At 37.3% G+C, this 12,213-nt stretch carries 6 protein-coding genes; 4 read left to right on the forward strand and 2 right to left on the reverse strand.

Going from position 1 to position 12,213, the window contains the following annotated elements; all coding sequences use genetic code 11:
* Window positions 1–11: 11 nt before the first annotated feature.
* A complete protein-coding gene (locus ABJQ32_18565; protein ID MEP5291666.1) occupies window positions 12–545 on the reverse strand; it encodes a carboxypeptidase-like regulatory domain-containing protein in 534 nt (177 codons plus the stop codon).
* Between the two features lie 92 nt (window positions 546–637).
* Between ABJQ32_18565 and ruvA the strand changes: the two genes are divergently transcribed.
* The 4 genes from ruvA (at window position 638) to ABJQ32_18585 (ending at window position 9,570) form a co-directional block, all read left to right on the forward strand.
* Window positions 638–1,231, forward strand: a complete 594-nt coding sequence (gene ruvA, locus ABJQ32_18570; protein MEP5291667.1) for a Holliday junction branch migration protein RuvA — start codon at window positions 638–640, stop codon at window positions 1,229–1,231.
* 26 nt (window positions 1,232–1,257) lie between these two features.
* Window positions 1,258–8,358 carry a cell surface protein SprA gene (gene sprA / locus ABJQ32_18575; GenBank protein ID MEP5291668.1) on the forward strand — a complete coding sequence of 2,367 codons (7,101 nt, stop codon included), beginning with the start codon at window positions 1,258–1,260 and terminating at the stop codon, window positions 8,356–8,358.
* 52 nt (window positions 8,359–8,410) lie between these two features.
* Window positions 8,411–8,785, forward strand: a complete 375-nt coding sequence (gene gcvH / locus ABJQ32_18580; GenBank protein ID MEP5291669.1) for a glycine cleavage system protein GcvH — start codon at window positions 8,411–8,413, stop codon at window positions 8,783–8,785.
* Window positions 8,786–8,892: 107 nt separating this feature from the next.
* The gene (locus ABJQ32_18585; protein MEP5291670.1) at window positions 8,893–9,570 is read left to right on the forward strand and encodes an energy transducer TonB; all 678 of its coding nucleotides are present in this window, start codon (window positions 8,893–8,895) and stop codon (window positions 9,568–9,570) included.
* A 59-nt stretch (window positions 9,571–9,629) separates the two neighbouring features.
* Here the strand turns inward: ABJQ32_18585 and ABJQ32_18590 are convergent, their stop codons facing one another.
* Window positions 9,630–12,212 carry a hypothetical protein gene (locus ABJQ32_18590; GenBank protein ID MEP5291671.1) on the reverse strand — a complete coding sequence of 861 codons (2,583 nt, stop codon included), beginning with the start codon at window positions 12,210–12,212 and terminating at the stop codon, window positions 9,630–9,632.
* Window position 12,213: the final 1 nt, after the last annotated feature.

Here is a 12,213-nt window from a genome sequence, read left to right on the forward strand (position 1 = left end):
TAAACTGCTTATTAAATTCCTTTGAAGCTGGTTTCCCTCTTAATTTTGTCTACCTTAAGCCTATCTCTGTACATTTCTGCTATAGACTCCATTATATAAGCTGGGCTGTCATTTATGAAATGTTTATTTGAGGTATATATGGTATATGTCGTGGGATTAAACTCATAATTGTCCTCAATTCTATCAATAGCAATTTCGATCATACCTTTTGCATTGAGAGTTGTTACGCGCACTTCTTGTAATTGGACAATAGCTTCTTTTAAAACAATGTTTTTTAATCCTTTAAAATCATCCAATCCTATTAGTCTTGATTCGTAACCTAAATGAGAAATAACAATAGGCTTTGTTATTTCCCCTTTTAGAACTAATTCAAAATTTCCCTCAGCGTTACAAATAGTTCCAATAGGAGTATTTTCAATTCCAACCGAAGCAAAAGCGATAGGATTTCTGTTTTCATCAGTGACTTGACCATTGATTTTTAGTTGGGCAGACCCATTGAAAGAAATGGTAAGCAATACAGAAACTAGATAGAGTCCTTTTTGCATGGTTGAAAATTTTATTTTTAGATATTTAGAGGCAAAAATTGAACCAACTGTAAAATCTAAATTCAAGTATTAATCTAACTATTTTTGCCGCCATGATAACCTACCTAAAAGGAAGACTTGCTTTTAAAGATCCTACGCATCTTGTTGTAGATGTTGGAGGAGTAGGGTATGAGATAAAGATTAGCTTAATCACATACTCACAAGTAAAAGACAAAGAAGATATTTTAATTCAAACATATCTTCACGTTAAAGAAGATTCTCATACACTTTTTGGTTTTTATGAAGCTTCAGAGAAGAAACGTTTTCTCGACTTACTTTCCATAAATGGAGTAGGACCGAGCACAGGCCTTATGATACTTTCTTCCTTAGATGCAAAAGAACTCCAAGCTGCAATTATTCAGGAAGATGTAAAGACAATCCAGTCAGTCAAGGGAATAGGGGGGAAAACAGCACAGCGAATCATCCTGGAATTGAAGGATAAAATGAAAAAAGAAGGTTTGCTTGATAAATCTGTTGAAATTCAACCAAGATTTGATAATACACTGCGTTCTGAGGCGTTATCTGCTTTGACTACTTTGGGAATTAATAAATCAGTAGCTGAAAAAACTGTAGATAAGATTTTGAAAGAATACGGTACTGAGATTAAACTTGAAGAATTGATTAAATACGCCCTCAAGAGATCTTAACCAAACCGAACGCCTAAGCACTTTTTTTGAGAGAGAATTTTTACATACGATTATTTTTCGCATGCATCATTTATGGATGTGGTACGTTGGCGAATGCTTCTGTTTTTCAGGAGCAGGATACAATTAAAAGCGATACTATTGGTCCTTACGAACCCAGTAAGAAGCCAACATTTCAACCTAGTTATCGTTTTGGTGATCCCTTCTCCTTTAGAAGCTCTAGATCGCCACTCTTTTTAAGAGATCCATCTCAAGTGGATATGCAGGTTCAGTTTAATCCAGATACAACTTCGGAAGATGCTGGAGTTACTTATTCAGTCTATGAAAACATAGGAAACTTGGATTTCCGTCCAGCCTCTTTCATGACTTTCAATGAATTCAATCGTTACAATAACTCACAACTAAATCGTGAATATTTTAAGGAGAGATCAGCGGGCTTAGATGGGGAGAGTGCTGTAAGTGGCAGAAGTCTAATTCCAAGATTGTACATCAGTCCTGTGTTCGATCGAATTTTTGGTGGTAGTTATGTCGATATTCAACCAAATGGATTTGTAAACCTTGATTTTGGTGCTCGTTTTCAAAGGACAGACAACCCAGCTATACCTCTCCGGCAGCAAAGAAATGGAGCCTTTAACTTCGATCAGCAGATAAGTATGAACGTTGTGGGCAAGGTTGGAGAAAAACTTGCTATTACTGCCAATTTCGATAATAACAACACATTTGATTTTCAAAACAACCTTAAGGTTGAGTATACGGGATACGAGGAGGATATTATTAAGAGAATTGAAATTGGTAATGTAAGTATGCCTGTTACTAATTCTCTGATGAGTGGCGCTCAGTCTTTATTTGGGCTTAAGACAGAGCTCCAATTTGGAAAATTATATGTAACAACGGTGCTGTCGCAACAGCGAGGACGTAATGAAACTTTAACCATTGAAAGTGGATTTCAAGGAAGAGAATTTGAGGTTCAGGCATCTGAATATGAAGAAAATAGACACTTTTTCTTAGGACACTTTTTTAGAGATAATTATGAAAGTTGGTTAGCTACTTTACCTCAGGTGACTTCTGGGGTTAACATTACACGATTGGAAGTATATGTTCTTAATCGAAATAATGACACAGAGACGACTAGAAATATTGTAGGTTTTATGGACTTAGGCGAAGGAGCAGTAATCCATCGTCCAGAAGATGTTGGTAATGGTAATGGCGGGCCAACGAGAAACGGAGCGAATACTCTTTTTGGAAACCTGAATGTACAATCTGCTGATGATGTTGATGGTTTCATTGAGAGCACTTTTCCAAATTTTGAAAATTCAACTGACTATGTAAAAGTCACTACTGCAAGAAAACTTGATGATGCAGAATATTCTGTCAATAGTGAGCTTGGCTATATCACGCTCAACAGGAGTTTGCAAAGTGATGAGATTTTAGCTGTTTCATTTGAATACACATTTAATGGGACAGGCTATAAAGTAGGAGAGCTTACCGAGGACTATCAAGGTCGAGAAGATGACAAGATCATTTATTTAAAGCTACTTAGGCCAAATAGAATCAATACAGAAGTTCCCACATGGGATTTGATGATGAAAAACATCTACAGTCTCAATGCAGCTCAAGTAAGCCAGGAAGGATTCCAGCTTAGAGTGATTTACAGAGATGATGATACCGGCCAAGATAATCCTTCTTTGCACGAGGGGCGACTATTAAAAGATAGGTTACTTCTTGAAATTTTTGGATTGGATAGATTAAACCCAAATGGAGATCGTCAGCCAGATGGAAATTTCGATTTCATTGACGGTTTTACAATCGACACACGAAATGGAAATATTATTTTCCCAGTTTTAGAGCCCTTTGGAAAAACGCTGGAGGATCAGTTTGAGGATGATGAAGGAAGATTGATTGAAAAATATGTTTATGATGATTTATATACAGATCCTAAAGCTACCGCTGAGCTTAACGCAACTCAAAACAAATTTGTAATTTCAGGACGACTCACTGCTGGGTCATCTAGTGAAATTGCTCTGCCAGGAGTTAATATAGCGGAAGGTTCCGTGATTGTTACTGCTGGTAATACTCCGCTCACACTAGGCTTAGATTATACAGTAGACTACAATCTAGGTAGAGTGAGAATTTTGAATGAAGGAATCCTTAACTCAGGAAAGACCATTAATATCTCATACGAAAAAGCAGATCTATTCAATTTCCAAACACGAACATTAACAGGTGCTAGATTTGATTATCGCTTCAATGATAATTTTAATATCGGAGCTACAGTTCTGCACTTGAATGAACGTCCAGGAGGAATTTCAAGATATGCAATTGGAAATGAGCCTACTAGTAACACGAAGTATGGTTTTGATATAAATTATCAGAATGAATCACGCTTTTTAACTAAGCTAGTAGATAAACTACCACTTGTAAGTACCAAAGAAGTATCTACTATTACGATCAATGCTGAGTTTGCGCAGCTTGTTCCAGGGACGAGTAATGTTGTAAATGGTGAAGGAACCTCCTATATCGATGATTTTGAAAATGCCATTACGCCAGTAAACATCATGGGTTGGCCAGCCTGGAAGCTGGCAGCAACACCTCGCGGTGACTTTCCCAATACGTATAATAGTTCAGGGTTAGAAAATCGTTTTGAGGCAGCAAAAATAGCTTGGTACACTGTAGATAACAGTATTTTCTATGCAGCGGGATCAAACCAACTACCTTCCAATATTGGCGATGATGATTTGAATAATCACTATGAAAGATCTGTATCTCCACAAGAAATATTTCCTCAAAGAGACCAAGCATTTGTCAATTTTAACGAACAGATTTTTGATATAGCTTACTTTCCTACTGAGAGAGGCCAGTTTAACTATAATGGATCTTTTGAAACCGAGAATGCAGATGTTGATGCAGTTGAAAGAAGATGGGGAGGAATAACTCGCGCCATCACAAATGAGACCAATTTTGTTGACACAAATATCGAATACATTGAATTTTGGCTCATGGATCCATTTATCTCTGATACGGAAAATGGTCGGATTAAAGATGGGGTAGTCAACGGGTTTGCAAGTGACGACCCAAATGGAGGGGAGCTTATTTTCAACTTAGGAATTGTTTCTGAAGATATAGCTCCAGACAACAAATTTGCTTTTGAAAGCGGTCTTCCAACTGATGGCCTGCCCGTAGATCCAGCTAGTGTAAGTACATGGGGGCAAATTTCCGCAGATCAATTTTTAATCAATGCGTTTGAAAATTCTCCAGGAGCTAGGGATAATCAAGATATAGGTTTAGATGGACTGAAAGATGATGATGAAGCGATATTTTTCCCAAGTAGAGCCGGTGATGATGATCCTTCGGCAGATAACTTCCGATATGTTTTAGACCCATCATTTGACGCTCTGCCAGATGCGACTATCATTCAGCGGTATAAAGACTGGAACGGAATGGAGAGCAATTCGAGGATTGCTTCAGGAAATCAAAATGTAATTTCTGCATCAACGATAATACCGGATAGCGAAGATCTTAATCAAAATTCGACGATTGATAATGCAGAAGACTATTTTGAATATAGGGTTCCTTTAAGACCAGGAACTAATCCGGAAGGAGGCAACCTGGTGCTTAATGATTTTATTACCGATCAGATTGCAAGTGGCAATGGGGAATCCAACTGGTACCAATTCAGAATCCCAGTAGGTGAAGGAGTATCTAGGGGAAGGCCGGGTCTAACAGATATAAAGTATGTAAGGATGTATTTAACTGGGTGGCGTAATCCTGTGGTTTTACGTCTCGCACAAATGAGACTTGTAGGAAGTCAATGGAGGAAATTTGATAAAGCTCTCAATGAGCCTGGTTTGGATGAAATCCCTAATATTGAGACCTCTGATTTTGATGTTTCAGTTGTGAATATTGAAGAAAATAGCACAAGGTCGGATGGTAGTGTTGGATATGTTCTTCCACCTGGTTTTGATAGAGATGTGGATAATACAACAGCCCAAAACCCTAGAATCAATGAACAATCGCTTCAAATCTGTATTGAAGATTTGAATGATAAAGACGCTCGAGCAGTGTTTAAAACTAATCTAAACTATGACTTAATCAATTACGGACGTGCGAAGATGTTCTTTCACGCAGAAGCTTTTAATGATGACATGGTTTTAGATGATGAAATAACTGCTTTTCTGAGATTTGGAACCGACAGTGAAGGACAATATTATGAAGTAGAAGTTCCTCTAAAAATAACTCCAGAAACCTTAAATGGCACTGTGGAAGATATAAGACGCCAGGTTTGGCCATTAGAAAACGAACTTGATTTCAGTATAAAAGAATTGATTGGAATAAAGGCAGAAAGAAATAGAGCAAGTCTTCCGGATAATATACCATATTCAGTACCATCAAATGATGGAAAATACACGTTCACTGTTTTAGGGAACCCTGACTTAAGTAGGATCATACAATTGATGATCGGAGTTAGAAATCCTGGCGACCAGTCAAGCTCTCCAAAATCGGTCTGTGTATGGGCAAACGAACTTAGAGTGACAGATTTTGACAGCAACGCCGGTTGGGCTGCTAATGCTAGGATTAGTACAAAACTTGCTGACCTGGGTACTGTTTCAGCATCTACTCGATATACCTCTATTGGTTTTGGAAATATTCAGCAGCGAATTTCTGAAAGGACAAGAGCTGAAACTAGACAGTTTGATGTTTCTGCTAATTTGAATCTGGAGAAATTTATGAGACCAGATAAGACAGGTTTAGTGATTCCAATGTTTGTTAGCTACGAAAAGACCACAGTTACTCCCCAGTTTGATCCCTTAGACCCTGATGTTCCACTTGAAGCTTCATTGGAAACTTTTGATACCAACGAAGAGAGAGAAAGGTATAGGAGGATAGTGGAAGATCGAACGACCAGGAGAAGTATAAATTTCACAAACGTACGAAAGGAAAAGGTAAATCCAGATGCTAAAAATAGAGTCTATGGTATTGAAAACTTCTCTTTCAGCTATGCCTATAGCGACCGAATTTCGAGTAATGTATCTACTGAGACGTTACTAAATAAGTCAGTCAGTGGAGGCATCAACTATAATTACACACCCGTGACGTGGAATATTGCGCCATTTAGTGAATCTGAAAAATTGAGTTCGCCATATTTGGCTCTTCTTAAGGATATAAATTTTTCGCCAGTTCCTTCCAATTTTTCATTTTCTACCACACTTAGAAGAGATTTTAGATTGACTCAATACTATAACAATGATCTGACAACAGTAGGTGTAGATCCTTTATTTGAGAAGACATTCACTTTCGTTAGAAATTATGGTTTTAGGTGGGACTTCACTAAGAGCTTGGGACTTACCTACAGTGCTACGGCTAATGCTATTATTGATGAGCCAGAAGGGATTGTGGAAGGAGATATTGATACACCTTTTGAAAGGCAATATGTCTGGGATGAAATACTGAATCTAGGTAGAATGAAAAACTTTAATCAAAGCATTGCATTGAATTATGCCTTGCCTCTAGATAAAATTCCATTTGTTGATTGGCTTTCTTCCGATGCACGATACTCAGTAGGCTATGGATGGATAGCAGGAGCTATTGACCAAGGTGTTGATACACCTGATTCCCTTTTCTTCGGAAACTTTATAAATAATCAACGAACCATTGGCCTGACAGCAAGGGTTGACATGAATAAACTTTACGATAAAGTTACGTTCCTGAAAAATGCAAATACGCCACCTGCTCAAGGAGAGTCTATAAGTCCAGGCAACAAAGCTCTTCGCTTTTTAATGATGCTCAAATCGATCAATGGTACTTACTCAATCAATGAAAGCACTTCTTTGTCGGGATTTACGCCATCAGCATTCTTGTTTGGTCTGGATAGCAGTTTTAATGCTCCAGGATTAGGGTTTATTTTGGGTAGTCAAGATCAGGGAATTAAGCAAAAAGCAGCTAATAACGGATGGATCGTAAGAAATGAAAATTTAAATTCACCGTTTCAGCAGACATTTGGAACTGATATTGATGTTCAAGCCGATTTAGAGCCCGCTAAAGACTTAAGAGTTCAACTCAGTTGGAGTAGAGGCTTAAATAATCAATATCAAGAATTTTTTAGGTTTGATGGAGAAGATAGTTTTGAGACTCTTACACCTACAAGATCAGGTAGTTATTCTACATCTTTTCTAACAATTCAAACAGCTTTTGAAGGAAGTGGTACGGATAACTCTTCCGATGCATTTACACAGTTTGAAAGAAATCTGAATATCATTCAAGGACGCTTAAATCGAGAAAATCCTAATGATACTGTAGGCTATGAAAATATTTCTCAAGATGTCCTCATTCCGTCATTTATAGCAGCATATTCAGGTAAAGATGCAAACAGTGTTGAGCTTACGCCTTTCCCTAAAACACCTTTGCCTAATTGGAGACTGGATTATGCTGGTTTAATTAATATTCCAGCTCTTTCTGAGATATTTTCTTCATTTACCATTTCACATGGATATAATTCGTCTTACAGTGTGTCTAGCTTCACTAACTCATTAAATTTTGGAGAAGATATTGTTGGATTGCAAAATGATATTTTAGATTATCCTCTCGCGGTTGAAGATACTGACAGTACGGGAACTGGAACAGGTCGTTTAGTTCCTGTTTATATCATAAATCAGGTAATGATATCTGAGCAATTTGTCCCTTTGATCGGGTTTAATATCAGGACAAAAAACAATATTTCTACAAGGCTAGAATTCAGGAAAAGTAGAAACCTTTCGCTGAATATGTCCAACGCGCAAGTCACAGAAACCACGAATAATGATGTGACATTAGATTTTGGATACTCGAAAATAGGATTCAAGCTACCATGGAGATGGCAGGGTAGAACTATGACTCTCCAAAATGATTTAACTATGCGAGTAGCTGCCTCGGTGAGAGATAGCAAAACGGTACAAAGGAAAATCAATGACAAAAGCACCATTACCAATGGTAATTTCAGTTGGCAGATAAGACCGACAATTACGTACAAAATTAATAGTCAACTTGACTTTACATTTTACATGGAACGAAACGTGACAGAGCCTAAAGTTGGCGTTTCATTTAAGCGAGCAACAACTGCATTTGGAGTTCAATTAAGATTTGGGCTTGCACAGTAGTTCAGTTCAATTCTAAGTCTTATTTTTGACGCCTGTTAAAACCTATTAAGAAATGAATATTCCTTCAGAACTACATTATACAAAAGATCACGAGTGGGTGAAAATAGATGGTGACATTGCAACTGTTGGTGTGACTGACTTTGCCCAGGGTGAGCTAGGTGATATTGTCTATGTTGAAATTGAAACCGAAGGCGAGTCACTCTCTACAGGAGAGGTCTTTGGTACTGTTGAAGCTGTGAAAACAGTTTCAGACTTGTTTATGCCCGTTTCAGGAGAAGTAATTGAAATCAATGAATCACTAGAGTCTAATCCGGAGGTAGTTAATTCTGATCCTTACGGAGATGGATGGATGATCAAGATTAAGATTTCAGACAAAGGAGATCAATTGATTTCTTCCGAAGAATATACCGCCGAAGTTGGAGGTTAGAAAATTTTGGAATGTTTTTTGCTTTAATTGACTAAATACCTTGGCCCTTTTGGTATATAAAAAATGAAGGGCATATATTTGATGTTCAACTTCATAAAAGAAGGAATATGGAACCTAAAAAAAATCCGAAAATAGACCTTTCCAGACAGTCAGGAATGTTCCTGAATGTTGGAATGGCAGCTAGTTTATTACTGATAATCTTGGCTTTCGAGTGGAGAACCTATGATGATTCAGGTCTGATGGATCTTGGTAATGTCGATGATGACTTTGAAGATATCATTGATATACCACCAACGGAGCAACCACCTCCCCCACCTCCAAAAGTACAAATCCCAGAAATTGTCGAAATTCCTGATGAGGAAGAGATAGAAGAAGAAATTGAGGTTGAACTTGATGTTGAGGTGACAGAAGAGACGGTCGTTGAAGAGATTGTATTTGAAGAAGCACCAGAAGAAGAGAATGTTGATGAGATTTTCACGATTGTTGAAGAATCAGCATCATTCCCAGGTGGTATCACAGCATTTTATGGATATCTAAAGAAAGAACTTAAGTATCCAAGACAAGCTCAGAGAATGGGAATCGAAGGACGTGTATTTGTGCAATTCGTTGTGGAAAGAGACGGAACACTTACTGATATTCATGTGGTGAAAGGTATTGGAGCAGGATGTGATGAAGAAGCCGTTAGAGTATTAAAAGAATCTCCGAAGTGGAAGCCGGGTAAGCAAAGAGGCAAACCAGTTCGTCAAAAAATGATTCAAAATATTCTTTTCAAGTTTGCTAACTAAGAAAAGTCGATAGATTTTAACAAGCTCCTTGATTATCAAGGAGCTTTTTTTATGTCATTTTATTCCCAGTCAGACTGCTCAATCTCTTCTTTTAATTGAACGTATTGTTGTTCAAAATTTGAGTATTCATTTTCAGAAAGCAGTTCTTTAAGCCTTCCCAAAGCCTGATCAGCATAAGATATTAAATTCCAATCAAGTGCTTTTAAGATGTATTTTTTAAGTATTTTAATTCCATATGGATTTATCTCCAATGCATCTACCAGTAGTTCGTAACCTCCCGAGGATTCTCTTTTCTTCAATTCATTCACTACTAGAATCACTTGATCCTCATGAAAGGCGTTTAACCTTCCTACTTCAATAAGTTGCTCATCTGATAAGCTATCCAATGAAAGAGAAATTCTTTTTTTTGATGATGGATTGAAAGTTTGAAGATTAGTTAAGAAACCATTTGATTTCTGAGTGAACTCAGGATTTTTTTTCAAAATTCTGAGAAGCTCGTTAGGAATTTCATCTTTGCGACCAAGTCGCGCCAAAACTTCGAGTCGACTAAAAATTGATTCTGTATTACGTAACTCAATCGCTTTATTGAAAAATTCCAATGCCAGCCGATAAGATTGTTGATCCATCGCTAGTTTTCCGAGTGCATCGAGGTACTGACCTTTATAGTACTGATGAGCATTGGCTTGCAAGTAATCTAGCATCATGAATGATTCATTGACTTCACCTTTATCATAAAGGTGTATTGCTAAGGCTTTTCTAAGTCTATTATTAAATGTTCCGTCAGAAGATTTTTCAACTTCTCCTCTTGTTAAGCTTTCAACTGAATCATGAGAAAATAGATATAGGCTGTTGAGAAGATATGCGTGTCTATGCAATTGACGTGCTTCATCAACTCCCTCAAACTGAAATTCCAAATTATGATTACGAGTTTGAGTGGTCAAAGTATTTGCTTTGACTCCAAAGTTCCCTAGTTGAAAATCAATCTCAATAGAAGAAGAATCAACTACTTCCAATTTCTTGAGCACGTTCCACTTATTTATTAGTGGTGCATCATTCCATGAATCTGATGGAGTGGCACCTTCCAAATAGCTCAACGACTTATCGAGTTCACCTTTATGGAGATGAAGGACACCTAAGTTGTTTTCCATTTCACCACTAGACCTACTTCGAAGCGCTTCTTCATAGATAGCTTGTACTTTGTTAGGATTAATTTCAGCGTCTAGGTTTCCATAGTTTACCCAAGCATAAGTGGAAGGGAACCTTTGTGCGGCACTATGGAAGTAAGTTTTAGAGGGATAATCGGCTTGTTTCTTCTTCTCATCCCAGCCAAGATTATAGTTAGCCATGTGTGTATTATATCCCAAATAGCTTGCTTGCAATGTGTATTCCTTGGCAAGTAGCAAATTGCCTTCTGTTTTAGCCTCTTGAGCTAAGTAATTGTAATACCCAGACTTCAATAGATTATAAGGCTCCTGGCCAGCTAGAAAATAAAAGGCAAGAACTGCAAAGAAACCTCCTAGACGTGCGCTTACGTATGGGAAATTTCGTTCCTTAAAGGCAATCTTATGAACCTCAAAACCTTTGATAAGTGGATCAATGAAATTCCCGATGATATATAAGAAAAACAAAGCACCAAAACCGAGATGAAAATACAGGATGAAATAATGAAATGCCTGATATACAGCGTCATTTCCACGAATCAGATTATGAGTCAAGAAGCAAAAAGTGATTATCCCGAGACTGTATATCAGCAACTGAGCGGTGTATGAATGTACGTATTTGGAAAGAAAGCTTATTTTAAATTTTAAGCTCCACAGACTCACAATGCACGAAATGAAAAACAGAATGAATGGATCGAAAAAGAAGAAGCTGTTTTCATAAAGCCCCGATTTGTTAAGGTAGTATAATGCTAGATTTCCTAAGTAAATCAAGGATAGAATAAGAAAATGTATGTGATTGCTTTTTCCTCCTTTCCCCGCCGTAATGACATAGAGAATTCCAAAAACGAGTTCTTCGGAAATAATGAATAAGAAGATTAACCCACAAATGGTGAACCCAAAAAGAGAGTGTGCAATAAAATGATCAGTAAATAATGTTACGTTTCCTATTCCCAGAAAAAGAATAACACTTAAAAAGACAAGTGATACAAAACGGATGAAAAAGCTTGTAGTCTTCTTATACTCATGAAAAATAACAAGTGGAGAAATCAATAAGATAAAAGGAAGTAAGATGACTAGCTTCGATTCAATTCCGAAGATCCCAATTTCATAGAGGTTTAGCCTATTTAGAAATAGAGCAAATAGCGCTACAACAACGAAAAACGCATACCTCTTGAGATAAGTAGAAGCAGCAAGGGTTACACACAAGCCTACCCACATGAGAATCAATAAGGCTTTATCTACTTGAATAGATCTTTTTATTTCACTTCCGGAATAGCGCTCACTTAGTAAATACTTTTCTCCTTTTATTTCATGAGTCATTAGATCTGTGGGAAGAGACCATGCCGGAAATTCAATAACCTCTCCTGTTGTCGTTACCTCCCAATCAATGGCATTATCATATCCAGTATGATATGACCACAACATGAGTATGAGACACGAAATAAATAATCCAATTAGAAATTTTCTTAATGATTCACTCACG

This window comes from Marinobacter alexandrii, from assembly GCA_039984955.1.
Taxonomy (GTDB): Bacteria; Bacteroidota; Bacteroidia; order Cytophagales; family Cyclobacteriaceae; genus Ekhidna.